The 22,753-nt window shown below is 65.3% G+C and carries 22 protein-coding genes; 10 read left to right on the top strand and 12 right to left on the bottom strand.

Annotation, left to right across the window (positions count from 1 at the left end):
* Positions 1-13: 13 nt before the first annotated feature.
* Positions 14-1,375, bottom strand: coding sequence for an MFS transporter (locus tag HWY45_RS11475; RefSeq protein WP_059881341.1), 1,362 nt, complete (start codon positions 1,373-1,375; stop codon positions 14-16).
* Positions 1,376-1,973: 598 nt separating this feature from the next.
* Between HWY45_RS11475 and HWY45_RS11480 the strand changes: the two genes are divergently transcribed.
* On the top strand, positions 1,974-2,387 hold the full coding sequence (locus tag HWY45_RS11480; protein ID WP_059557983.1) for a DoxX family protein: 414 nt from the start codon (positions 1,974-1,976) through the stop codon (positions 2,385-2,387).
* A 525-nt stretch (positions 2,388-2,912) separates the two neighbouring features.
* Here the strand turns inward: HWY45_RS11480 and HWY45_RS11485 are convergent.
* The 5 genes from HWY45_RS11485 to HWY45_RS11505 all read right to left on the bottom strand — a co-directional run bounded on the left by HWY45_RS11485 (position 2,913) and on the right by HWY45_RS11505 (position 8,941).
* Positions 2,913-3,296 carry a hypothetical protein gene (locus tag HWY45_RS11485; RefSeq protein WP_059557980.1) on the bottom strand — a complete coding sequence of 128 codons (384 nt, stop codon included), beginning with the start codon at positions 3,294-3,296 and terminating at the stop codon, positions 2,913-2,915.
* Positions 3,297-3,935: 639 nt separating this feature from the next.
* Positions 3,936-5,255 carry an MFS transporter gene (tcuC, locus tag HWY45_RS11490; RefSeq protein ID WP_059881343.1) on the bottom strand — a complete coding sequence of 440 codons (1,320 nt, stop codon included), beginning with the start codon at positions 5,253-5,255 and terminating at the stop codon, positions 3,936-3,938.
* A 58-nt stretch (positions 5,256-5,313) separates the two neighbouring features.
* On the bottom strand, positions 5,314-6,528 hold the full coding sequence (gene tcuB / locus HWY45_RS11495) for a tricarballylate utilization 4Fe-4S protein TcuB (protein ID WP_059881345.1): 1,215 nt from the start codon (positions 6,526-6,528) through the stop codon (positions 5,314-5,316).
* On the bottom strand, positions 6,515-7,924 hold the full coding sequence (gene tcuA, locus HWY45_RS11500) for an FAD-dependent tricarballylate dehydrogenase TcuA (protein ID WP_059881347.1): 1,410 nt from the start codon (positions 7,922-7,924) through the stop codon (positions 6,515-6,517). Before tcuA ends, tcuB begins: the two co-directional genes overlap by 14 nt.
* Positions 7,925-7,987: 63 nt before the next feature.
* Complete coding sequence (locus HWY45_RS11505) at positions 7,988-8,941, bottom strand: LysR family transcriptional regulator (protein WP_059881349.1); 954 nt, start codon at positions 8,939-8,941, stop codon at positions 7,988-7,990.
* 397 nt (positions 8,942-9,338) lie between these two features.
* Here HWY45_RS11505 and HWY45_RS11510 point away from each other — a divergent pair, with 397 nt between their 5' ends.
* Together HWY45_RS11510 and HWY45_RS11515 are read left to right on the top strand one after the other, a co-directional pair.
* Positions 9,339-9,761, top strand: a complete 423-nt coding sequence (locus HWY45_RS11510) for a hypothetical protein (RefSeq protein WP_081069740.1) — start codon at positions 9,339-9,341, stop codon at positions 9,759-9,761.
* A gap of 584 nt (positions 9,762-10,345) precedes the next feature.
* Complete coding sequence (locus HWY45_RS11515) at positions 10,346-11,506, top strand: porin (RefSeq protein WP_060350695.1); 1,161 nt, start codon at positions 10,346-10,348, stop codon at positions 11,504-11,506.
* Positions 11,507-11,531: 25 nt separating this feature from the next.
* Here the strand turns inward: HWY45_RS11515 and HWY45_RS11520 are convergent, their stop codons facing one another.
* Complete coding sequence (locus HWY45_RS11520; protein WP_059881353.1) at positions 11,532-12,491, bottom strand: GlxA family transcriptional regulator; 960 nt, start codon at positions 12,489-12,491, stop codon at positions 11,532-11,534.
* A 145-nt stretch (positions 12,492-12,636) separates the two neighbouring features.
* Between HWY45_RS11520 and HWY45_RS11525 the strand changes: the two genes are divergently transcribed.
* The gene (locus HWY45_RS11525; RefSeq protein WP_059881354.1) at positions 12,637-13,437 is read left to right on the top strand and encodes an SDR family NAD(P)-dependent oxidoreductase; all 801 of its coding nucleotides are present in this window, start codon (positions 12,637-12,639) and stop codon (positions 13,435-13,437) included.
* A gap of 51 nt (positions 13,438-13,488) precedes the next feature.
* On the top strand, positions 13,489-14,250 hold the full coding sequence (locus tag HWY45_RS11530) for an SDR family oxidoreductase (RefSeq protein ID WP_059881356.1): 762 nt from the start codon (positions 13,489-13,491) through the stop codon (positions 14,248-14,250).
* Between the two features lie 213 nt (positions 14,251-14,463).
* On the opposite strand, the gene HWY45_RS11535 is transcribed toward HWY45_RS11530, so the two are convergent.
* The 3 genes from HWY45_RS11535 to HWY45_RS11545 all read right to left on the bottom strand — a co-directional run bounded on the left by HWY45_RS11535 (position 14,464) and on the right by HWY45_RS11545 (position 16,775).
* The gene (locus tag HWY45_RS11535) at positions 14,464-15,198 is read right to left on the bottom strand and encodes a hypothetical protein (RefSeq protein ID WP_081069742.1); all 735 of its coding nucleotides are present in this window, start codon (positions 15,196-15,198) and stop codon (positions 14,464-14,466) included.
* 122 nt (positions 15,199-15,320) lie between these two features.
* The gene (locus HWY45_RS11540; protein ID WP_059557959.1) at positions 15,321-16,466 is read right to left on the bottom strand and encodes a WD40/YVTN/BNR-like repeat-containing protein; all 1,146 of its coding nucleotides are present in this window, start codon (positions 16,464-16,466) and stop codon (positions 15,321-15,323) included.
* Between the two features lie 39 nt (positions 16,467-16,505).
* The gene (locus HWY45_RS11545) at positions 16,506-16,775 is read right to left on the bottom strand and encodes a MoaD/ThiS family protein (RefSeq protein ID WP_059557956.1); all 270 of its coding nucleotides are present in this window, start codon (positions 16,773-16,775) and stop codon (positions 16,506-16,508) included.
* Positions 16,776-16,921: 146 nt separating this feature from the next.
* Between HWY45_RS11545 and HWY45_RS36790 the strand changes: the two genes are divergently transcribed.
* Positions 16,922-17,065 carry an ASCH domain-containing protein gene (locus tag HWY45_RS36790; protein ID WP_230946931.1) on the top strand — a complete coding sequence of 48 codons (144 nt, stop codon included), beginning with the start codon at positions 16,922-16,924 and terminating at the stop codon, positions 17,063-17,065.
* A gap of 224 nt (positions 17,066-17,289) precedes the next feature.
* Here HWY45_RS36790 and cysS read toward each other — a convergent pair whose 3' ends face one another.
* Both cysS and HWY45_RS11560 read right to left on the bottom strand, forming a co-directional pair.
* Positions 17,290-18,687, bottom strand: coding sequence for a cysteine--tRNA ligase (cysS, locus tag HWY45_RS11555; RefSeq protein ID WP_059881358.1), 1,398 nt, complete (start codon positions 18,685-18,687; stop codon positions 17,290-17,292).
* Positions 18,688-18,918: 231 nt separating this feature from the next.
* On the bottom strand, positions 18,919-20,253 hold the full coding sequence (locus HWY45_RS11560; protein WP_059881360.1) for an aminotransferase-like domain-containing protein: 1,335 nt from the start codon (positions 20,251-20,253) through the stop codon (positions 18,919-18,921).
* Between the two features lie 87 nt (positions 20,254-20,340).
* Here HWY45_RS11560 and HWY45_RS11565 point away from each other — a divergent pair, with 87 nt between their 5' ends.
* The 4 genes from HWY45_RS11565 to panE all read left to right on the top strand — a co-directional run bounded on the left by HWY45_RS11565 (position 20,341) and on the right by panE (position 22,699).
* Complete coding sequence (locus HWY45_RS11565; protein WP_059881362.1) at positions 20,341-20,937, top strand: DJ-1/PfpI family protein; 597 nt, start codon at positions 20,341-20,343, stop codon at positions 20,935-20,937.
* A gap of 75 nt (positions 20,938-21,012) precedes the next feature.
* Positions 21,013-21,297 (top strand): hypothetical protein, encoded by a 285-nt coding sequence (locus HWY45_RS11570; RefSeq protein WP_059881364.1) that lies wholly within the window; start codon positions 21,013-21,015, stop codon positions 21,295-21,297.
* Positions 21,298-21,330: 33 nt separating this feature from the next.
* Positions 21,331-21,579 carry a DUF899 family protein gene (locus tag HWY45_RS11575; RefSeq protein WP_059881366.1) on the top strand — a complete coding sequence of 83 codons (249 nt, stop codon included), beginning with the start codon at positions 21,331-21,333 and terminating at the stop codon, positions 21,577-21,579.
* Between the two features lie 175 nt (positions 21,580-21,754).
* Positions 21,755-22,699 (top strand): 2-dehydropantoate 2-reductase, encoded by a 945-nt coding sequence (panE, locus tag HWY45_RS11580; protein ID WP_059881368.1) that lies wholly within the window; start codon positions 21,755-21,757, stop codon positions 22,697-22,699.
* Positions 22,700-22,753 lie beyond the last annotated feature (54 nt).

The raw sequence follows: 22,753 nt of genomic DNA on the forward strand, positions 1-22,753 counted from the left end.
GGCGCGGCCGGCGTCAGTCCTTGATGAGCGAATGCTTGCCGGTGTCGCGCATGCAGACGTAGACGAGCAGCGAACAGAAGATTGCCGCGGTGACGTACCAGTAGAAGAGCGTTTCATGACCTGCCTGTTTGAGCCAGAGTGCCAGATACTCCGCGGTGCCGCCGAAGATCGAGACGGTCAGCGCGTACGGAAAGCCGACGCCCAGTGCCCGGATTTTCGCAGGAAACAGCTCTGCCTTGACGACCGCGTTGATCGACGTATAGCCCGACACGATCACGAGCGCTGCCATGTTCAGCAGGAAGGCCGTCCATGCGTCGTGCGTGTGGCTGATGGCCGTCATGATCGGCACCGTGAACAGCGTGCCGAGCACGCCGAACGTGATCAGGACCGGGCGGCGGCCGATGCGGTCGGAAATCCAGCCGACGACGGGTTGAAGCAGAGCGAACAGCGCGAGCGACGCCGCGGACACGAGCGTCGCGTCGTGCTTGCTCATGCCGACCGTGTTGACGAGGAATTTCTGCATGTAGATCGAGTACGTATAGAACGCGATCGTGCCGCCGATCGTCAGGCCCACCACGGTCAGGACCGCACGCGGGTGCTTGCGCAACTCGGCCAGTGCATTCTGTTTCTCCTGTTTCTTCTGCGCGCCGCGGGCCTTTTCGAACTCACCCGTTTCCTCCATCGACGAGCGCAGGCGCATCGCGGCGAGCGCGCCGGCCGCGCCGATGAAGAACGGAATGCGCCAGCCCCAGCTTTCGAGCTGGTGGGTCGTCAGCACGAACTGCTGAAGGACGATCAGTACCGCCAGCGCGAGCAGCTGGCCGGCGATGAGCGTCACGTACTGGAAGCTCGAATAGAAGCCGCGATCGCGCGCCGTCGCCACTTCGCTCAGGTAGGTGGCCGACGTGCCGTATTCGCCGCCGACGCTCAACCCCTGAAGCAGGCGCGCGACGACGAGCAGCGTGGGCGCCGCGACGCCGATCACGTCGTAGCCGGGGCACAGCGCGATGATGAGCGAGCCCATGCACATCAGCACGACCGATGCGAGCAGCGCCGGGCGGCGGCCGTAGCGATCGGCATAGACGCCCATCAGCCACCCGCCGATCGGGCGGGCAAGGAAGCCGACGGCAAAGACGGCGGCGGTGTTCAGCAGCTGGGCGGTCTGGTTGCCGGCCGGGAAGAACGAATGAGCGAAATACAGCGCGAAGGCCGAATACACGTACCAGTCGTACCACTCGATCAGGTTGCCCGCCGATCCGGAGAAGATCGACTTGAGGCGGCGCAGCTTGTCGGCGGACGGCGAGGCCGCCGGCGCTTGCGCGACAGCTCGGGGGGATTGTGCGTGCGCACCGGGTTCGGTAAAGGTCGGCTCCATGGCGTCTCCTGAAGTGTTATGAGCGTGCCGCTCGGGGCGGCTTCAGGACGAGTGCAACAATGGTGCCAACGCGCAAGTGTGGGGCTCGCATCATAAAGCATTGATTTTGTTGATATGTCCTTGATGTGGCGAACGAGACGGCAGGCCGTCTGTGCGGATTTCCGGAATTCGCCCGAGTTTTTGTGCGGCTGGCCGCCCAGCTTCGAAGCGTCCGAGTCGGATGCAACACGCTGCGCGCGCATGAAGAGCCTGCCGTAAAGAGATGAGCAGATTGATTTCCGCCAGTTCGGATTTCGTTTGCGATGAACCAGCAATAAGCACAGTGCTTGAATGGGTGGAGGCTATTGTCCACCAAAACGAGACAGCGAATCCGATTTCAACGGATTGATGATTCCTGTTGAGACAGTAGACTGCACACGTGCTTCGCCAGATCCGATCCGGCACCGCGCCAACAGGGCGCAACCGGATCGCATCGCCGGCGGCAAGCCGCTCAGGCCTGCCGTCGATCGTGCGAGGGTGTAGTCCGTGGCATGCGTGCCCCGTTGCATCGGGATGCCGCCACCGGACGCGTGAATCCGTCAATTCAATGGGGCTTGCAATGCGTTACGTTTCGCTGGAATCGAAGAAGGATGGGCTGCTGCTGGCGGCTCGCGTGCTGATGATGGTGTTGTTCGTGCTGTTCGGCTGGCAGAAGCTCACCGGCTTCTCGGGCACCGTCGCCTACATGGCGTCGACCGGCTCGCCGTCGCCCGAACTGTCCGCGGTGATCGCCGTCGCGCTCGAACTGGCCGGTGGCCTGTTGATCGCCATCGGCTTCTACACGCGACCGCTCGCGCTGCTGTTCGCGGCCTATACGCTCGCCACCGCGTTCATCGGGCACCGCTACTGGTCGCTGAACGGGATGGAGCAGTACGTCGCGATGATCAACTTCTACAAGAACATCAGCATTCTCGGCGGGCTGTTGCTGCTTGCGCTGACTGGCCCGGGGAAGTATTCGCTCGACAGGAAGTGATGCGGCGCGGCATCGGTGATGGTGCGACTGGCCCGGCGTGCGGAAGCACGCCGGGTTTTTGTCGTGATGGCGCTAGTAGGTAGATGTCGCCCGCTGTGGGGGGGACGTCTGATGCACGGGTACTTACCTTGTCCGGAGTACCGAGGTTCTTGCGAAATCAAGCGCCGTAGCTCGAATTGTCGTCAGCGACCAATGGCAAGCCACAGCGAACTGATAAAAGGCCGCCGGGCTACGTACTTCGACGATCGCGCTCACCCATTCGCCGATGCGAACATGCGGATCGGCAATCGAGAGCGCCGATGTGGTAGCGCGAAGAAGGACGGTTGCCGACCTGTTGCTGCCGGTCGAGCCGTTGCACGTCCGAAGGCAAGTGTCAGAGCACAACGGTCACTCGTTCTGAACATCCGATCGCTTGTCCTTCCTTAGCGGATCGGTTGCAGCGACCGAAAGTCCGGCGCACCACGTGACTGACCTGACTCCAGCCCCGCACCCAGCCCGACCTGCGACCCCAATGGCAAGCAATGATCAGAGATCTCCGCGCACTTCACCGGTTCCCAGCGCGCTCCGCTGCCGGTTGACTTCCGCCCAAAGCTCATCGCTGTCGTCATTGCGCAGCACGACCATCCAGTCCAGTTGATCGTCGGTCACGCCGAAGTATTCCAGGATTTCCCGGCGAGCCGCATCGACGAACTGCGCGTATTCCGGGGTTGCCTGGGCCTGCGCGTGCAGGGCGTCGTATGCTGCATCGTCCGCGCCGCCGCCGTGCTCGTCGATATAGCGCGAGATCCACTGGTCCAGTTCGCGGTCGTAATCGGCCTCGGCGCGCATCGCTTGCACAGCCGTGTAGAAATCCAATTGGGCAAACGCGGCGATCGCCGCCGTTGTCGCCTCGTCGAATGTAGTCGTCATTCCATCTCTCATGTTGGTCAAGACGCATCATCGCACGGGTCGCACCCGTGCAGGCACCGCGAATTCGGCCGGTGCAACGCGCCGCCTTGCGCCAACGTTTGACCGGAGCAAAGGCACCGTGACCAGGGGCACGTCTTCCAGTGCGCCACTCATCGGGGCCGCCCGGGCAACAGGACACTCATTTTGCTTCACTGCAAGCACAGTGAAGAAAGCCATCGGGCGCGGCAAATCGCAGAACAAGTTTCGAGCGTATCGCCGCAAGCGTCACTCCGGCACTTAGGCGCCAATGCGGGCGCCGATCGTGAACGGCGCGTAACGGCCGAACCGAACGCCGTTGGATACTCCCCGGTGGTCCGTTACCGGGGGCCAATACCAACCGCGCGTTCCGATGATCGTTTGCCGACATGCTGATAAAGGATACCCACCAGGCCCACTCGTCGGTCAGTCGAATAGGCCTTCAGCCCATGATTTGCGCGCCGGACACATGCGCCTGTCAGCCACAGACGCGCCGCTCCTACGGCAAGACGGAGTACTGCGTTGCTGCGCAGCTGGGCCGCATCGCCCCCCTCTCGCCGCCGCCGAAAAAGCGAAAGCCCGGTGCGAAGCCGGGGTTACGGAAACGCGCCGATGTAATCGCTCTCAGGCCGACGATGCCGCCGACGCGTTGCCGCCCGCGCGGCGACGGTACAGCCCGAGCGTCGCGCAAAAGCCGCAGAGCGCGGCGAAGCTCAGCCAGTAGCCGGGTGCGGCCTTGTCATGCAAGACCTGAATCAGATACGTCGATACGGCCGGCGTAAAGCCGCCGAACAGCGCCGTCGCGAGACTGAACGCCAGCGAGAAGCCCGCGACGCGCACTTCGACCGGCATCACTTCGGTGAGCGCGGCGACCATCGCGCCGTTATACATGCCGAAGAAGAACGAGAACCACAGCAGCACGATCAGCATGCGCGCGAAGCTCGGTGCATCGGCGAGCCAGGACAGCGCCGGATAAGCCGTGAAGATCGTCAGCACGGAAATGGCGAGCAGCAGCGGTTTGCGGCCAATGCGGTCGGAGATCGTGCCGCCGATCGGCAGCCAGACGAAATTCGACGCAGCCACGAGCAGCGTCACCATCAGGCTGTCGGAGGTGGACAGCTTCAGCACCGACTTTCCGAAGGTCGGCGTATACACGGTGATGAGATAGAAGGTGGTGGTGGTCATCGCCGTCAGCAGCATGCCGCCGATGACGGTGCGCCAATTGCCGAGCAGCATCGTAAAAATGTCGCGCGCCTGCGGATGATGCCGCCGTGCTTCGAACGCTGCGGTCTCCTGCAGCGAACGGCGCAGCATGAACAGGAACGGCACGATCGCGCAACCGATGAAAAACGGCACGCGCCAGCCCCATGCACCGATCTGCTGCGCGGACAGCCACTGGTTCAGCCCGTAACCGATGGCCGCCGCCACGACGATGGCGACCTGCTGGCTCGCCGACTGCCAACTCGTGTAGAAACCTTTGTTGCCGGGCGTCGCCATTTCCGCGAGATAGACCGATACGCCGCCGAGTTCGGCTCCTGCCGAAAAGCCCTGCAACAGACGCCCGAGCAGCACGAGCGCCGGTGCGAGCAGGCCGATGGTCGCGTACCCAGGCACGCAGGCAATCAGAATGGTGCCGCTCGCCATGATCGACAGCGTAACGATCAGCCCGGTGCGCCGTCCGACCTTGTCGATGTACGCGCCGAGAAAGATCGCGCCGAGGGGACGCATCAGAAAGCCTGCGCCGAACACGGCGAAGGTGAGCATCAGCGAGGCGAACTCGCTGGTGGACGGGAAAAAGATCTTCGCGATCGATGTCGCGTAGAAACCGAACAGAAAGAAATCGAACTGTTCGATGAAATTGCCGCTGGTCACGCGCAACACGGCGGCGGCCCTCGTCATGGGCGAAACGCCGGGCGTAGCGGCGATCGGTTCGGTACGGTTCATTGCGTCTCCTGCTTCTTTTCTGTAGTGATGGGCGCCCAAGGCGCACCCTGGTAACGGGCTAATCGGAACCGAGGCTCAGCGTGTTGCGTTGCCGCTTCTCTATCGACGATTTGAGCAATGCCGCCGAGCGGAAGATGCCGTGCGCGAACTTGCCGTAAGGCAGCGTGGCGAACAGCGCCATTACGATGCCGAGATGAATCGCGAGCAGCGACGGCATCGCCGAGGTCGTGCGGAGCGCGAGCAGCGCGAGACCGGATGCGCTCGCGAGAAGCAGGAGTGCGATGAAGCCGCGGTCCATCGGACGCTGACGGGCATCGCCCCGCTCCGGAACGCGTTTCAGGTTCAGCCACAGCAGTCCCGCCGGCCCCGCAATCAGTCCGATGCCGCCCGCGGTTCCCATCAGCACCGGCACGCTCAGAAACGGATACGGCGCTTCCAGACCGAATGCATAGTGATAGAGCGTCGCGACTGCGGTTGCCGCAAAGCACAGCATGAAGCCGTAGAACGTCAGGTGATGGAAACGACGCCGCGCCAGCGTGAAGGCATCGTTCTCTTCGTTGCAGCCGTCGCCGTGGCCTCCGTCCAGGTACTTGAGCGTCAGCGCGTTCTTGGCCGCTTCCGCGACGGCTGGCGCGGAAGCGCTTGCCGTTCCTGCCGACACGTCGCGCCAGAAGCGCGTGACGCCCAGACCGAGCGCGAGAATGGCGAACAGGAAAACGATGCCAAACATCGCCGCGAGCAGGCGGTGCGGGAAGATCGCGTAGAAGTTCGCTGGCGCGACTTCGCCCGACAAGCCGCCGTGCAATGCCGTACCGAGCAGCAGAAACAGCGCGATTCCGGCCGCCAATGCAACCGACATAGTCAGGCCGTTTCGCTTGTACAGCGCGCCGAACGACGCGGGAAATGCGTATTCGGTGTAGGTTTCGAGCCGGACTTCGGCCATCGCTTTCGGCACGTTCACGCCGAATTCGTGCGGCGGCGCGTATTGGCACGCGTGATAGCACGCGCCGCAGTTGTGGCAGAGATTCGCCAGATAGTTGACGTCCGCCTTGCCGAATTCCAGGCGGCGCGTCATGGCCGGGAACACGGCGCAGAAGCCTTCGCAATAGCGGCAGGCGTTGCAGATCTGCATCTGCCGTGCCACTTCGGTTTCGCCGGCGCTCATCTGCACAATGGGGATCACGCGCGCCATGCTGCCGTGTGAAGTCTCTTTCGTATCGACCGATAACGCCGTGCGCGTGCGTTCGGGCGCGAGCGGGTCAGACTGCTGCACTGGTTGCCTCCGTTGTCTTGAGTGCGGCGCGCGCGGCCTGCGTCCCGGCAATGCGCCCGAAGGCCGTGCCGATCGACATGCCGACGCCCGCGGTATAGCCCTTGCCGAGCACGTTGCCGGCCATCATTTCGCCGGCTACGAACAGGTTCTCACTGGCTTTGCCGGCGAAGTGAACCTGCGCGCGGTCATTGGTTTTCAGTCCGAGATACGTGAACGTGATGCCTGGCCGCAACGCATAACCGTAGAACGGCGGCGTCTCGATGCGTCGCGCCCAGTGCGTCTTGGGCGGCTCGAGGCCTTCGGTGTGGCAGTCGTCGAGCGCGGTGTGGTCGAAGGCGCCGTCGCGGCATGAATCGTTATAGCGCGTGAGCGTTTCCATGAAGCGCGCTTCCGGCAGCCCGAGCTTGCGCGCGAGTTCCGGCAGCGTGTCGGCCTTTTCGCCCGGAAACACCGGCGGCATGAAGCGGCCGATTGCTTTCGAGTCGATGATCGAATAGCCGATCTGCCCCGGCTGATGCGCAACGAGCCGTCCCCAGATTGCATAGCGCTTCGGCCAGAAATCCTCGCCTTCGTCGTAGAAGCGCTCGGCGTCACGATTCACCACGACGCCCAGCGACACGCAGTCGATGCGTGTGCAGATGCCGCCGTCATACAGCGGCGCGCGCGCATCGATGGCGACGCAATGCGACTGAGACGGGTCGCCAATCATGTCCGCACCAGCGTCGGTCATATGCTTGATGAGCACGCCCTTGTTGAAGCGCGTGCCGCGAATCAGGAAGTTGTCGGCGGGCCATTCTCCGCGCTCGTTTTGCCCCCACGCTTCGCGCAGCCATTCGCGATTTGATTCGAAGCCGCCTGCCGCCAGCACGCAGGCGCGCGCCTCGAAGCGCCGGCTGCCGCTGCGCGCCGCGATGAAGAGACTGCCGTTGAGTTCAAGCGAATCAACGGGTGTTTCATAGCGGATCTCGACGCCGAGCGCTTCGGCGCTGCGGTAATACGCGTTGACGAGCGCCTTGCCGCCCCCCATGAAGAACGCGTTGGTGCGTGCCACGTGCAGCGCACCGGACAGCGGCGGCTGGAAGCGCACACCGTGCTTCTGCATCCACGGCCGGCACGACGACGACGCGCGGATCGTCAGCCGCGCGAGATGCTCGTTCGTGATGCCGCCGGTGACTTTCAACAGGTCCTGCCAGAATTCCTCTTCCGGATAGGCATCGACGAGAACGTCTTGCGGCGCATCGTGCATGCAGCGCAGATTGCGCGTGTGTTGCGAGTTGCCGCCGCGCCATTCGCGCGGCGCGGATTCGAGAAGCAGGACCGACGCGCCCGCTTCGCGCGCCGTCAATGCGGCACACAGCGCGGCATTGCCTCCTCCGATTACGAGCACATCGACCATCAGACTTGCCTCCTTTTGGACAAATCGTAAAGGCGTCGTGCCCGCGTCGCTACCAGCCAGCCGTCAACGGGTCTTCACTTTTTGTGAAGGCTGAGGTTCCCGCAGCCGCGCACCGGGCCAGCGGCCTTCCTGCACCAGTTGACGGGCGACATCGGCGAGCACCACGCGCGCAGCGAGGCCGGCGGGAGACAGTTCGTCATCGGAGATGCTGGCGAGCATGTTGGGCCGCGTGGCGTATTTTTCGGCGACGGGCACGCTCGTCAGTATCACGTTCTCGGGCCTTGCGAGCGCCGCGCCCGGCTGTATCGTCGCGCCGATGCCGGTGCGGACGAAGTCCATCAGGAGCGCGAGGCCGTCGACTTCGGCGACGATGTTCGGCTCGTACTCGGCGCGCCTGAACGCGGATAACAGCAGCGAACGCAGCCCGTGCGAGCCGCTGGGGAGAATCAGCGGAAGCCTGCCGAGATTTTTCAGCCGGACGGATGCGCTCGTCGGCATGCCATCGAGATTGCCCGCGCCGATCAGGAACAGCCGCTCGTCCAGCAGCGGCAGCACGCTCCAGCGTTGCGCGGACTCCTCACGGAACAGCACGGCGAGATCGATCTGACGCGCGCTCAACATGGACGCAAGATAGCCGGAGAGACTTTCGACCATGTGCAACCGTACATCGGGATAGCGCGAGCGCATGGCCTGCATGAATGGGACACCCAGCACGCTCGCCGTGCTCGGCGCCATGCCGACACTGACATGGCCCGACAGACGGGCTGAGCGTGCCGCAAGCGCGGCATCATCGATATGACGCAGCGCGAGTTGCGCCTGACGCCAGAACGCCAAACCTGCGTCGGTCGGAACGACGCCCGCCGAGGTGCGTTGCAGCAGACGCGTGGACAGTTCGCCTTCGAGACGGCTGATCTGCTGACTCAATGCCGAGGTCACCACGCCGAGTTCCAGCGCTGCCTTGCCCATGCTCCCGTGTTCCACGACACTGAGAAAATAGCGTAGTTGTCTGAGTTCCATTCCGCGCTCGATCAGAAGGATTAGGCGGATATTTTGACAGAACGTCGTCGGGCAATCGTCAGCGTCGAGGCCGGATCTTTACAGCACGTGCGCTTCTGAAGCAGTCGCACATATCAAGCAATAGATCCCACAAACACATAGCGAGATTGCCTGGAACGTAGCCAACACGAGCTAGGGTGAGCATCCAGCTTGGCTCACGTATTCGAGTTGCAGACTATGAGTTTCCAAACTCCCACGCAGTCGATCGACGAGCGGCGCGGTAGCTTATGGCCTCACCGGGAATCGTTCACACGATGCGAAGTTCGATTCAACGCCATTGCCGGCCGGGTCGCTGAAACGCGCACATGCCATAATTCGCCAGTTCCTGAGCTACCGAACGCATCGTGTCCTACGCGAAATGACTTTGATCAGATCACTTGCCGCTGCCTGCCTGTTGCTGGCTGGATGTATTGCTACAGCGCACGCCGAGACGTACCCGCCGGAAGTATCGAGAAACATCGACAAACTCCAGTCCAAATGTTCCCGCAAGTCCAACGATCCTGAGGCGCCAGCCTGCATCGAATACAAGGCCACGCTGGCCCGCACCATTCCACCCGCCGTCCAGACACTGATGCATCAGGAAGAAGTGGTCAATGACAAATGCCGGAACGGCCCGGCGCCGAGACGGTTGCCTGACGGGCAATATGCTCCGGGGAGCGCCTGCGCACAACGCGAACAGTTGATGAAGATCATTCGCCGGCACGGCTGGTGCTGGGGTCATACGGACATGGATAGCTACCAGCCGGGTTGGGTGATCTGTCATCCCGGTGAATGGCAGTAAGGCCGCGCATGACGGCAACGCGCGTGTCGAATGACGCGCGCATGCGGGCGATGATGTGGATGAACGCAAGCGCCCCGTAACACTTCTGCCGAGTCGAGCCGTACGCATGCCGCTTGCGGCATGCCACGCGCACGGCCTTCTCCTCGAACGCGCGGCTATGCCTGCGTAACCACGCGGACTCGATCCGCCCTCCGGCCTTTCAGCCTCGTCTGCGTCGATGATGTGCGCGATGTTTGCCATCCGTCGACACACAGTCTGACCGCCGTCAAACAAACACACGAAACGGCGAACCGGATATCGCGCGCAAACCCATGCCGCTCCGGCGCATCGCGCGATTCAGCCAGATTTTGCAGAAGACCTTTCCTGTGCAGCGCGTTAATCGACGGTTGCGCCATCTCCAATAATGGCCCCCCATCGGCCGGCTGAGCCACCGCGGAGCGGTGGCCCGTCGGCATTCTCGCCAAAGCAACCTGAAAAAATAATATATGCACTGCTACAGACCGAACAAAACGCGCAAAGCGGCCCGCTCCATCACGAACGGAGCAGCGTCCGGCAGCCGGCGGGTGTCCGGCATCGCCGGAACCATGGTGGCCGCGTGCCTCGCCGGCTTCGGCGCGGGGGCCGCGCACGCGCAAAGCAGCGTGACGCTGTACGGCCTGATCGACACGTCGATCACCTACGCGAACAACCAGCGCACCCATGGCGCAGGTTCGCCGGGCAGCAGCAACTGGTCGATGACGAGCGGTGCGCTGAATGCGTCGCGCTGGGGGCTGCGCGGCAGCGAGAATCTCGGCGGCGGGCTGTCGGCGATCTTCGCGCTCGAGAACGGCTTTTCGGGCACCACCGGCGCGCTGTCGCAGAAGGGCGTCGACATGTTCGGCCGGCAGGCATGGGTCGGGCTCAGCTCGAAGACGGCCGGGTCGCTCACGTTCGGCCGCCAGTACGACCTGATCCTCGATTTCGTGACGCCGCTGGGCGCGTCGGGCCCCGGCTGGGGCGGCAACCTGGCTGTTCATCCGTACGACAACGACGATTCGAACCGCAACATCCGCATCAACAACGCGGTGAAGTACACGAGCCCGACGTATCGGGGCTTCACGTTCGGCGCGATGTACGGCTTCTCGAACACGGCCGGCCAGTTCAGCAACAACGCGGCGTGGAGCGCGGGCATGTCGTATGCGAACGGCCCGTTCAAGCTCGGCGCGGGCTACCTGAAGATCAACCGGAACCGTAACCTCGCGAACCCGAACGGCGCGCTGAGCACGGTGGACGGCTCGGCGACGATCACCGGCGGCAGCCAGCAGATCTGGTCGCTGGCCGGGCGATATGCGTTCGGCCCGCACTCGGTCGGCCTCGGGTGGTCGCATTCGGCGACGGACGGCGTGACCGGCGTGCTGCAGGGCGGCAGCATCGCGCCGCTCAAGGGCGAATCGCTGGTATTCGACAACTTCTCCGTCGACGGACGCTACTTCGTCACGCACGCGCTGAGCCTGGCGGCCGCGTATACGTACACCATGGGCCGCTTCGAGACGCGCACGGGCGAAACGCGTCCGAAGTGGAACCAGGTGGTCGCGCAAGTCGACTATGCGTTTTCGAAGCGCACCGACGCGTATCTCGAAGGCGTTTACCAAAGCGTGAGCGGCGGCAACGGCAATCCGGCGTTCAACGCGACGGTCTGGACGCTGACGCCGTCCGCGAACAGCAACCAGGTTGTCGTCGCGCTGGGGCTGCGGCACAAGTTCTAACCGCCTCGGGCCGGCGCATGCCGGCCTAGGCGCTGCCCTGCGCCTCCATGCGCACGTCGCGCCGGAGCGCCTGCGGCGGAACGCCGAACCCGCGCACGAACGCTTCGCGCATGTGACGGCGGTCGCGAAAGCCGGTTTCTCGCGCAATCACGTCGAGCGGATGCCGGCTCTGCTCGATCATCAGCCGCGCCGCCTCGAGCCGAAGCCGCTCGATGGCCTTGGCCGGCGACTGCCCTGTTTCGAGCGTGAACACGCGGCTGAACTGGCGGGGGCTCAGGTGAACGGCCTCGGCCAGTTCCTCGACCGTCAGCGCGCGGCCCAGGTTCTGGCGCGCATAGTTCAGCGCATTCTGGATGCGGTCCGATTTCGGCGCGAGATCCAGCATTTCGGAATGCTGCGACTGGCCGCCCGCGCGGCGCTGGTGCATGACCAGCTTGTGCGCGACCGAGCGGGCCGTTTCGGCGCCCAGATCCTTTTCCACCATCGCGAGCGCGAGGTCGAGGCCGGCCGTCATGCCGGCGGAAGTCCAGATCGGCCCGTCGACGATGTAGATCCGGTCGTCCTCGACGCGGATGTCCGGAAAGCGCTTCTGCATCTCGCGCCCGTATGCCCAGTGCGTGGTCGCACGCCGCCGCGCCAGCAGGCCCGCTTCCGCGAGCACGAACCCGCCGGTGCAGATGCCCGCGATGCGCCGCGCGCGCGTGCCTGTCTTGCGCAGGAACGCGAGCACGCCGTCCGGCGCGGGCGACGTGAGCGGATCGTTGACCCCCGCGACGATCCACGTATCCACGTCGAGCCGGCCGCGCAGCGGCCGCGTGCTCACCGCGACGCCGAGCGACGAGCGCACGTCGCCGCCCGCGACCGAGAAATTGTCGAGCGTATAGAACGCTTCGCCCGCCGTGATGTTCGCGTACTCGAACACCGATTGCGACGCGAGCGCCATGATCTGGAACCCGTCGCTGATCAGGAAGCCGATCCTGTGCATGTCCGTTCTCCCGTCGATTCGTGCACAACCCAAAACCGTCGCGCGATGTCCTGAATCATACCCATATACGTCATTTATGTCTTTCCGGTTCGAGGCCAGAATGCACTCACGCATTCACCGATGACCTTCGAACAGGAGTGACGTCATGTCTCAAGCACACCGAGGTACGGCCCTGATTACCGGCGCATCGTCGGGTATCGGCGCCCTCTACGCCGACCGGCTCGCGCGCCGCGGCTACGACCTGATCCTGGTCGCGCGCAACCGCGACCGGCTGGCCGCCCTTGCCGAACGCATCACGAACGACACGCACCGGAGCGTCGAAATCGTCGATGCGGACCTGAACGACCGCGCGGCGCTCGCCGCCGTCGAAGCAAAGCTGAAGCAGGACGCGAGCATCACGCTGCTGGTCAACAACGCGGGCGTGGGCACGCATACGCCGCTGCTCGACAGCGACGTCGACGCGATGACGCGGCTGATCGACCTGAACGTCACCGCGCTCACCCGCCTCACGTACGCGGCCGTGCCGGGCTTCGTCGCGCGCGGCAACGGGGCCGTCATCAACATCTCGTCGATCGTCGCGATCTCGCCGGAGACGCTCAACGGCGTCTACGGCGGCAGCAAGGCGTTCGTGCTCGCGTTCAGCCAGTCGCTGCATCACGAGCTGGCCGACAAGGGCGTGCAGGTGCAGGCCGTGCTGCCCGGCGCCACGGCAACAGAGTTCTGGCAGACCGCCGGCCTGCCGGTCGAGCACTTGCCGAAGGAGATCGTGATGTCGGCCGCTGACCTGGTCGATGCGGCGCTGACGGGCTTCGACCGTCGCGAGCTGGTGACGATTCCGTCGCTGCATGCCGGTGAGGAGTGGGACGCATACGAGGCGGCGCGGCGCACGATGTCGCCGCATCTGTCGAGCGATGTTCCCGCGTCGCGCTACGCGGCGGCGCGATAAGCCATCCCTGCCGATCCGGCATTCGGTCGATTCTTATCAGGCGTCCATGACATGAAACTCAGCGGAAACACCGTGTTCATCACCGGCGGCACGTCGGGCATCGGCCGCGCACTGGCGGAAGCCTTCAGCGAGCGCGGCAACAAGGTCATCATCGCGGGGCGGCGCAAGGCGCTGCTCGACGAGATCGCGAAGCAGCACCCCGGCATCGATACCGTCGAGCTCGACGTCGGCGATGCGGCGCAGATTCACACGGTCGCCGCGCAGCTGATCGAGCGTTATCCGGCGCTGAACGTCGTGATCAACAACGCCGGCATCATGCCGTTCGACGACGCGGGCGGGGCGCTCGACGACGAACAGGCCGTCGGTCTCGTCAACACGAACCTGCTCGGCCCGGTGCGCGTGAGCGCCGCGTTCGTCGAGCACCTGAAGCGGCAGCCCGACGCGACGCTCATCAACAACAGCTCGGTGCTCGCATACGTGCCGCTCGCGGCCACCGCGCTGTACTCGGCCACCAAGGCCGCGATTCACTCGTATACGCTGTCGCAGCGCTTCGCGCTGCGCAATACGAGCGTGCGCGTGCTCGAGATCGCACCGCCGTGGGTCGACACGGACCTCGTGCACAAGAGCGGCGACCCGCGCGCGATGCCGCTCGATGCGTTCATCGCCGAAACGATGGCGCGGCTGGAAACGGCCACGACCGAGGTCGTGGTCGACGCGGCCCGATCGCTGCGCGACAACGCGGGCCCCGACGAGCACGCATTCGTCGAGCAGTTCAACCAGTTCATCGTCGACAACCCGATTCCCGTCGCGTAACGCGCGACGTCGACATTCATCGGTGAGGATGTGGTGACTGCAACACTGGAAGAGCGGAACACCGCATGGGTGCTCGAAGCGCTGGATACGCTGTTCAACCGGAAGGACTTCGAGCGGGCCGCGCAGTTCTGGTCCGACGCCTGCGTCCAGCACAGCCGGCATGTTCCGGCCCGGCGCGACGGGCTGTTCGGCCTGGTGCGTTCGACGCCGCGATCACTTGGCCGAGGCCGAGCCGTCCTTGGGCGCAGGCGATGAAGCGCCGATGCTGCTCGACTGCCTGACGAGCTGCTCGGTCATCGCGGCGGCGACTGCGTTCGACCCTGCGGACGAACCGTGCTGATCGGTACTCGAGCGAACCGGAAGGTTGGGCATCGGCAACGACGGATCGAGCTTGGCCGACTCGCGCACGAGGGCGGCCGTCTCGGGCGTCGTGCCCGGATTCGGCGTTGCGTGACGTTCCAGGCCATCGCGTCGGCGCGGCGCGCGTGGCGTCGGGGCTGTTTTAGACGCTGGCGAGTCCTGAGCATCGATCGTGACGACGGTGACGGACGGTGGCGCGCTCGGCTGGGCCGCTGGTTGCGGCTGCGCTTTCGGCGGCGGTTTCAGCTGCACGCTGACGCGCGGGGCCGCCGGGGTTGATGCGGGCGCCGGTTGCTGCGCCGTGACGACAGGCGCGGGCGGATGTTGCGACGCTGCGTCGGCCTGCTTCGCGGGTGCGGCGGGTGCGGCGGGTGCAGCAGGAACCGGCGCGGGCCGGATGCTGCCTTGCGTCGCGTGATCGTTGCCCGGTCGCACGTCTGCGGACAACGTTCGGGCAGGATCGGCGATACCGGCCGTGCCTTCTTCCATTGCACGGTGGTCGGCCTTGAGGAGCATCAGGTACGACGTGCCTGTCGCAACAACCAGAAGCCCCCCGGCAATCATCAGTGTCTTGCGGGCATTCCTCATACTTCGTTCACCGGGCATTCGATCGACATGACCGAACGATGATAAACGACCGTCGTCGCACCCCCGACGACGAATACAATTTGTTGCATTGCCGCTGAGGCCCCGTTTCCCGGCGGCGATGCCTACCCGAACCGCACGCAATAGACAGGCGGCAAATGCGCGGAAACGAGGCGCCAGCTTTCGCCGCCGTCGCCGGACGTCCAGAGCCCGCCCGTGGTCGATCCCATTGCAAGGCGCGTGCCCGTGCCGTCGACCGCGAGCCCGTGGCGATACACGAGGTCATAGGCCGGCGCGGCGGGCAAGCCGTTCGAGAAGCGCTCGAACGTGCGGCCGCCGTCGCGTGTGCGCGTGACGACGAACCGGCCGTTCACCGGAATCCGGCATTCGTCCTTCACGGCGGGCACGAACCATGCGGTGTCCGCGTCGCGCGGGTGCACGGCCACCGCGAAACCGAAGCTCGACGGCTGCGCTTCGATCCGCTGCCAGTGCGCCGCGCCGTCGGTCGAGCGGAAGATCGCGCAGTGATGCTGGGTCCACAGCACGTCGGGGTTGGCCGCGCATTGCACGACACGGTGCGGATCCTGCACGTTGGCGTCGCCGCGCCGCTCGGGCGGCATGTAGTCGGCCTCCATGCCGTCGGCAGTCACGCGCCACGTCGCGCCGCCGTCGTCGGTTTGCCAGACGCCGCCGCATGACACGCCGATCGACACGTGCCGGCTGTCGCGCGGGTCGACCATCACCGAATGGATGCCCGGCGCGTCGTAGCCGCCGCCGAACCATTCGCGGCGTTCCGGGCGATCCCACAGTGCACGGTTGAGCGTCCATGTGTCGCCGCCGTCGTCGGAGCGGAACAGCCCGCCCGGAATCGTGCCGGCCCACAACGCGCCCGGCTCGTCCGGGCCGCCGGTTTCGAGCGACCAGATTTGCTGCAGCGACCATGGTGGCGCTGGCGGGGTGGGGTCGGCCGTACTCGCACCTGCGTTCGCGTTTGCGCTATCGCCCGGGGGCGCTTCGTCGGGCGGCTGCGGCGGGTAGACAGGCACCGCACATGCTTCCCATTCGGTCTTCCCCGCACGCCGACGATGCAGCTTCACGCCGAAGTGGCCGAGATTGAGCGCGGCATACAGCGTTCCGTCGCGCGGATCGGGCAGCACCATGCTGACCGGCTCGCCCGCGAAATGCGGTTCGCCGAGCGTCCAGCCGCCGTTGCCGTCGGTCTGCAGAACGAACAGACCCTTTCGCGTCGCGACCAGCAATCGATCATCCATGTCGAGTGTCTCCGTGCCATGCTCGAAAACGTACCCCTGCTATCCGCCCGACAGCGCCTGCACGACATACACCCGGCTTTCGTCGCCGAGCGCGTCGGTGAGATGCTGGCGATCGCGCACCGGCCGGCCGTCGACGAACACGGCGAGATGCTTTCGCAGCGCGCCCTGATCGTCGAGGATGTAGCTGCGCAGCGGGGGCTGCTCGGTGAAGACGGTTTCAAGTGCTTCGCCGAGCGTGCGCGCGGCGATCTCGCGCTCGGGCGTTGCGATATGTCGCTGGATCGAAGCCGCGAAGAAGAGGTGCGCCATGGCGGGAGGCCGGCGGACGAGCCGCGCGGGGAGGGCTGGGCCCGATGGTTCTGTAGTTTAGGCGATACGTCGCGGCCGTTCGACAGAAGCGTGCGAATCGGCAACAATGCGGGCCGGATTGATATTGAGTGACGGAGTGAGCTGGCATGCCGCGATTGGCCTTGTCGATTGTCGCGCCCGCCGTTGACGACATCCTGGCGGGAAGGAAGCAGGTGGAGATTCGATCGTGGGCGCCGCCGTCGCTTCCGTTAGTCGATCTCGTGCTGGTGCAGAACACAGTCTATTTGTGACAGGACGGGCAGGAAGATCCGAACGGCGTCGCGCTCGCACTGGTCGACGTCGTCGGCGTACACGACTGGACGCCCGACGAAGCGCGTGCGCAAGGCAAGACATGGTGTGCCGGATACGTCTGCTGGGAGCTGGCCAACGTGCGTGCGATCGACCGGCCTCTCCCGTGCATCGCCAGGCGCGGCATCCATGCGCTGGCGCCCGCCTGCCTCGCGGCAACCTGGGGCTACGCGCGATGATCGTCGCCGGCCGCGATCCGCACCGCCGTTTGTCCGTCCTTGCCGTCGTCGATTCGCCAGCCCAGCGTAAGCAACGTCGCTCGTATGCCGTCGGCCTTGGCCCAGTCCCGTTCGGCGCGCGCCCGTGCGCGTTCTTCGAGCAATGCCCGAATGTCGTCGGGAATCGCAGCGACGGCCGGCTTCCAGTCCCGCAATCCAAGCCCGAGCACCCCGTCGAAGTAGTCGACGGTCGCCCTCAGCGTCGCAGGCGGCAGGTCGCTTTTCGCGAGTTCCCACAGCACCGCGAGCGCCTTCGGCAGGTTCAGGTCGTCGTTCACTTCCGCGTCGAATCGTGCGGCGAAATCCGCATCGATGCCGCCGCCTTCCGGCCAGCCCGCATACGCGTTGCGAAGCCGATTCAACGCGGTGTGCGCCGCGTCGAGCGATGCCCAGCTGAAATGCAGCTTGCTGCGATAGTGCGCGGTGGCGCACAGATATCGGTACGCCAGCGGATCGACATGCCGGTCGCGCAGCGTTTCCAGCCGAATGAACGTGCCGCCCGACTTCGACATCTTCTCGGCGTCCAGCGTCAGGAAGTGCCCGTGCATCCAGAAGTTCGCGAGGCGTGTGCCGTGGGCCGCTTCGGTCTGCGCGATCTCGTTGCTGTGATGCACGGCGATATGGTCCTCGCCGCCGCAATGGATGTCGAACCACGTGCCGAGGTATTTCGCCGACATCGCCGAGCACTCGATATGCCAGCCCGGAAAGCCGCGGCCCCATGGGCTGTCCCATTCCATCTGACGCGTGACGCCGGCCGGGCTGAACTTCCACAGCGCGAAGTCCGTGATGCTCCGTTTCGCGCCGAGCGCGACGCGCTTGCCCGCCTGCAGCCCCGCGCGGTCCAGCCGCGCGAGGTAGCCGTAGTCGTCCTGCCGGCTGGTGTCGAAGTAGAGGCCGTCGTCCGTCCGATACGCGTAGCCCGCGCGTTCGATGTCGGCGATCAGCGCGATCTGCTCGCCGATGTGATCCGTCGCGCGGCACCAGACCGACGGCTCCAGCAGGTTCAGCACGCGCCAGTCCGAAACGAACGCATCCGTATAGCGTTTCGCGAGGGTCCACGCCGATTCGCCGGTGCGCCGGCTGCCTTTCTCCATCTTGTCCTCGCCTTCGTCGGCATCGGAAACCAGATGGCCGACGTCGGTGATGTTCACGACGTGACGCACGTCATGGCCGTTGCGCATCAGCGTGCGACGCAGGATGTCCTCGAACACGTAGGTGCGCAGGTTGCCGATATGCGCATGGTCGTAGACGGTCGGGCCGCAGCAATACATCCCGACGTAGCCGGGCTGGATCGGTTCGAATGGGCGCACGGTGCGCGACCAGGTGTCATACAACGCGAGCGGCATGGCAAGGTCCTGTCGTGAAGGCGTTGAGCGAAAACAAAAAAGCCGCCGGTTTTTCAACGGGCGGCCAGAGGCAGTCGATTCGACGTATAGCGCAGGCTAGACGCAGTTTCCCCCCGGCATGTCATGACAACATGCGAGAACGAACGAGGCGGGGAACGGGTAGGCGCTATGCATGCTGGCGATGGTAGCGTTTTCCGCGCGTCGTGGTCAATGGCATTGCGTCGCGAGCGCTCAGAACGTGTGGTCCGCAATCACCCGAGCCACGGTTTCGAGAGACTGCTCGAGCGTCGGCAGGCTGACGGAACCGAGCGCCAGCCGGATCGCATGAGGCACTTGCGGCGACGTCGCATACGGATGAGCCGTCGATACCGAAATGCGCTCGCGCTGCAGCGCCATCGCAACTGCGTCCGACCGAACCTCCGGTGCAAGCGGCAGCCACAGAAAGTACGACGCGGGATGGCCGACCCGTTTCACCCCGTGCAACATGCGCGCCGCGATGTCCTGGCGCAGTGCGGCATCCCGGCGTTTCTCGGCTTCGAGCAGCGCGACCGTGCCGTCGTCGATCCATCCGCAGGCGATGGCCGTCATCGTCGCGGGGGTGTTCCAGGTGGTCGCGCGAATCTTCCGCTCGATCTTCGGAATCCACTCGCGCGGCGCGTGGACGAAGCCGACGCGCAGCCCCGTCGCAACACTCTTCGACAGGCTCGATACGTAGACCGTCGTTTCCGGCGCGAGCGAGGCGAGCGGCGGCGGTGCGTGCTCGGCGAGGAACGCGTACGCCGCGTCCTCGATGATGAGCAGCCCGTGCCGTCGCGCGATCGCGACCAGTTCCCTGCGGCGCGCCGCACCCGTCACCCAGCCGAGCGGATTGTGCAGGGTCGGCATCGTGTAGACCGCGCGTACCCGTCGGCGCCTGCACAGTGCCGCCAATGCGTCCAGGTCGGGGCCGCGCCCGGCGGCCGGAATCGGCGCGAGCTCCAGTCGATTGGCCTCGGCTGCCAGCTTGAAGCCCGGGTAGGTGAGTGCGTCCACGGCCACCACGTCGCCGGGTTCGAGCAACGCCATCGCGGTTGTCGTCAGCCCGTGCTGCGCGCCGCTGACGAGCAATACGGTTTCGGCCGTTGCCGCTTTCAGGCCGCGGTCGGACAGGTGCCGCGCCGCCGCCGCGCGCTCATGGTCGCGGCCGCCATGAGGCTGGTAGCGCAGCAGCGATTCGAGGTCGCCCCTGGCCGCGAGCTGGCGCAGCGCCGCCCGGAAAAGCTCGGCCTGGTCCGGCGACGACGGGTAGTTGAAGCTCAGGTCGACCGTGTCCGCGCCCCACGCATGCAGGTCGATGCCTTGCCCGAGCGGCAGCGGCTCCTTGACGAAGGTGCCGCGCCCCGTTTCGCCGCTGACCAGCCCCATCGCCCCCAGCTCCGCGTAAACGCGAGTCGCCGTCACCAGCGCGAGGCCCTCGCGCTCGGCCAGGTCGCGATGGGTCGGCAGGCGCGTGCCGGGAAGCAGACGGCCTGCGCGGATATCGGCCGCCAGGCGATCGACCAGTGGTTTGTAGCGGGGTTCGCGCATGCCGGCGTATCCATGACAATAATTTGATTGTATTGATTGTCGGCCATAGCATGGCGCAATACAACTCACCGCCTGCACGAGGCCGCCATGCACATCGCCATCCTGACATTCGAAGGTTTCAACGAACTCGATTCGCTGATCGCGTTCAACGTCCTCAACAGGGTCGGAAAACCCGGCTGGCGCGTGTCGATCGCAAGCCCCGCGCCGCGCGTGCGGTCGATGAACGGCGTGGTGCTGGAGGCGCAGGCGTCGCTGGAGGAGGCCTGTGCGGCGGACGCCGTGCTCGTCGGCAGCGGGGTGCGAACCCGCGATATCGTCGCCGATGCCGGATTGATGTCGCGGCTCACGCTCGACCCGGCGCGCCAGCTGCTGGGCGCGCAATGTTCGGGCACGCTGGTGCTCGCCCGCTTGGGTTTGCTCGGCGATGTGCCGGCATGCACGGACCTGACGACGAAGCCCTGGGTCGAAGAGGCCGGCGTGCCGGTGCTCGACCAGCCGTTCGTGGCGCGGCACAACGTGGCGACCGCGGGAGGATGCCTGTCGTCGCCGTATCTCGCGGCGTGGGTGATTGCGCGTCTCGCGGGCGTCGATGCGGCGCGCGACGCGATTCACTATGTCGCGCCGGTGGGTGAGAAGAATGCCTATGTGACGCGCGCAATGGAGAATATTGCGCCGTTCCTCTGAGGAATGCGCGGTGCGGCGTACTTCACCGAACTCGGGATCGGCCGTCGTGTCGAACGGCTATCACCGGAGACCTGAATGAAGCGCCTGGGCTCGATCGCTGTACTCACCGTGCTTGCCGCCGCCTGCTCGCCGACGGCCTTCTGCGCAAGCCAGGACACCGTCCCGCCGATGGCGACGGAAGCACGAAATTGCGTCCCGCCGGCCGCCGCGGGCGCGCGTCGCCCGCCCTCGATCCGTGTGTGCGTGAGCGATCCCGACACGCAGCTGACCTTGCCCTGGTTCCTGACCGACATCATCAACGCGGTGAACACGCGCCAATCGGGTGGTGAGTTGCTTCACCAGATGCGAAAGGATTTCTGAGTCTCGGCCATCGGCTTTCCGGAAGGCACGAACATGAGTGAACTACGGTATCCGAACGAAAGCCGCGCCTATCGCGAGGCACGCGACCTGTTGCTCAAGGAAGAACAGGAACTGGTCGACAAAGTGCGAGCGGTAGCGGTAAAGCGCCGCAGTCTTCCTCTTGGCGGCGAGTTGAAAGAGGACTACGTGTTCGAATGGGCCAGCGACGGGAAGGTCGGCACCACGCCGCCGCAGGATTTCAGGTCCGAGTTTCTGGAAAAGAACGATCTGGACAACACGTAGTCGTCAGATACCGCGCTCGTTCCCGGCCCCTCGCCCGGCCGATTCCCTGACTTGCGCCGCGCACAGCCTGCGCGCCGCCCGGCACGTCGTCCCGATTTGCGCTACCTTTTCGCTCACATGCATCGCGACATCGGCGTCGTCGATGCGATGGCGATACGGAGAGGACGAGGCGACTATGCGAATTCTGATACTTGGTGCAGGCGCGACAGGCGGCTATTTCGGTGGCCGCCTCGCGGCGGCGGGGCGCGATGTGACGTTTCTGGTGCGCGATTCGCGCGCGCGGACGCTCGACCGCGACGGTCTGGTCATCCGCAGCCCGCGCGGCGACCTGACGCTGACCGACGTGAATACCGTCAGCGCGAACGACCCGGCCACGCCGTTCGATCTGGTTTTCCTGAGTTGCAAGGCGTACAGCCTCGATGACGCGATCGCCGCCATCGCACCGTTCGTCGGCCCGGCCACGCTGATTCTGCCGGTGCTCAACGGGATGAGGCATCTGGACGTGCTGCAGGCGAAGTTCGGGCCGTCCCGCGTGCTGGGCGGTTTGTGCGTGATCGCGGCGACGCTCGATGCGCAGCAGCACGTCGTGCACCTGAACGACACGCACGGCGTATCGTTCGGCGAGCTGGGCGGCGGCGTGTCCGCCCGCACGGAGGCGGTTGCCGGCGTGCTCGGCGACGCAGGCTTCGACGTCACGCCGAGCGACGCGATCATCGCGCGCATGTGGGAGAAGTGGGTGTTTCTGGCGACGCTCGCGGCCGGCACGTCGCTGTTTCGCGGCTCGGTGGGCGACATCCTGGCCGCGCCGGACGGCAAGCTGCTGCTCGACACCCTGCTGGGCGAATGCGTGGCGATCGCCCGGCACAACGGCTACGCGCCGAGCGGCGAATTCGACGCCCGCGCGCGGAAGATGCTGTTCACGCCGTCCGGCCTGACCGCGTCGATGCTGCGCGACGTCGAGCAGGGCGCGCGCGTCGAGGCGGACCATGTGATCGGCGATCTGCTCGCGCGCGGCGGCGATACGCAGCCGGCGAACGGCGGGATCTCGCTGCTGCGTGTCGCGTACAACCATCTGAAGACTTACGAAGCGCGCTTGGCGCGCGAGGCGGGCGCGGCGTAGGGCGGCCTGCGGTCCCGCGTGACGGACGGGACGCCGCACGCGTTCCGTCGATCC

Origin of the sequence: Burkholderia stagnalis, assembly GCF_902830275.1 — a bacterium.
In the GTDB taxonomy this organism is placed as follows: domain Bacteria; phylum Pseudomonadota; class Gammaproteobacteria; order Burkholderiales; family Burkholderiaceae; genus Burkholderia; species Burkholderia stagnalis.

Bases quoted from the DNA above. Each gene is read 5' to 3' on its own strand.
- HWY45_RS11475 (WP_059881341.1), bottom strand. From the start codon at position 1,375: ATGGAGCCGACCTTTACCGAACCCGGTGCGCACGCACAATCCCCCCGA.
- HWY45_RS11480 (WP_059557983.1), top strand. From the start codon at position 1,974: ATGCGTTACGTTTCGCTGGAATCGAAGAAGGATGGGCTGCTGCTGGCG.
- HWY45_RS11485 (WP_059557980.1), bottom strand. From the start codon at position 3,296: ATGACGACTACATTCGACGAGGCGACAACGGCGGCGATCGCCGCGTTT.
- tcuC (WP_059881343.1), bottom strand. From the start codon at position 5,255: ATGAACCGTACCGAACCGATCGCCGCTACGCCCGGCGTTTCGCCCATG.
- tcuA (WP_059881347.1), bottom strand. From the start codon at position 7,924: ATGGTCGATGTGCTCGTAATCGGAGGAGGCAATGCCGCGCTGTGTGCC.
- HWY45_RS11505 (WP_059881349.1), bottom strand. From the start codon at position 8,941: ATGGAACTCAGACAACTACGCTATTTTCTCAGTGTCGTGGAACACGGG.
- HWY45_RS11510 (WP_081069740.1), top strand. From the start codon at position 9,339: ATGACTTTGATCAGATCACTTGCCGCTGCCTGCCTGTTGCTGGCTGGA.
- HWY45_RS11515 (WP_060350695.1), top strand. From the start codon at position 10,346: ATGGTGGCCGCGTGCCTCGCCGGCTTCGGCGCGGGGGCCGCGCACGCG.
- HWY45_RS11520 (WP_059881353.1), bottom strand. From the start codon at position 12,491: ATGCACAGGATCGGCTTCCTGATCAGCGACGGGTTCCAGATCATGGCG.
- HWY45_RS11525 (WP_059881354.1), top strand. From the start codon at position 12,637: ATGTCTCAAGCACACCGAGGTACGGCCCTGATTACCGGCGCATCGTCG.
- HWY45_RS11530 (WP_059881356.1), top strand. From the start codon at position 13,489: ATGAAACTCAGCGGAAACACCGTGTTCATCACCGGCGGCACGTCGGGC.
- HWY45_RS11535 (WP_081069742.1), bottom strand. From the start codon at position 15,198: ATGAGGAATGCCCGCAAGACACTGATGATTGCCGGGGGGCTTCTGGTT.
- HWY45_RS11540 (WP_059557959.1), bottom strand. From the start codon at position 16,466: ATGGATGATCGATTGCTGGTCGCGACGCGAAAGGGTCTGTTCGTTCTG.
- HWY45_RS11545 (WP_059557956.1), bottom strand. From the start codon at position 16,775: ATGGCGCACCTCTTCTTCGCGGCTTCGATCCAGCGACATATCGCAACG.
- HWY45_RS36790 (WP_230946931.1), top strand. From the start codon at position 16,922: ATGCCGCGATTGGCCTTGTCGATTGTCGCGCCCGCCGTTGACGACATC.
- cysS (WP_059881358.1), bottom strand. From the start codon at position 18,687: ATGCCGCTCGCGTTGTATGACACCTGGTCGCGCACCGTGCGCCCATTC.
- HWY45_RS11560 (WP_059881360.1), bottom strand. From the start codon at position 20,253: ATGCGCGAACCCCGCTACAAACCACTGGTCGATCGCCTGGCGGCCGAT.
- HWY45_RS11565 (WP_059881362.1), top strand. From the start codon at position 20,341: ATGCACATCGCCATCCTGACATTCGAAGGTTTCAACGAACTCGATTCG.
- HWY45_RS11570 (WP_059881364.1), top strand. From the start codon at position 21,013: ATGAAGCGCCTGGGCTCGATCGCTGTACTCACCGTGCTTGCCGCCGCC.
- HWY45_RS11575 (WP_059881366.1), top strand. From the start codon at position 21,331: ATGAGTGAACTACGGTATCCGAACGAAAGCCGCGCCTATCGCGAGGCA.
- panE (WP_059881368.1), top strand. From the start codon at position 21,755: ATGCGAATTCTGATACTTGGTGCAGGCGCGACAGGCGGCTATTTCGGT.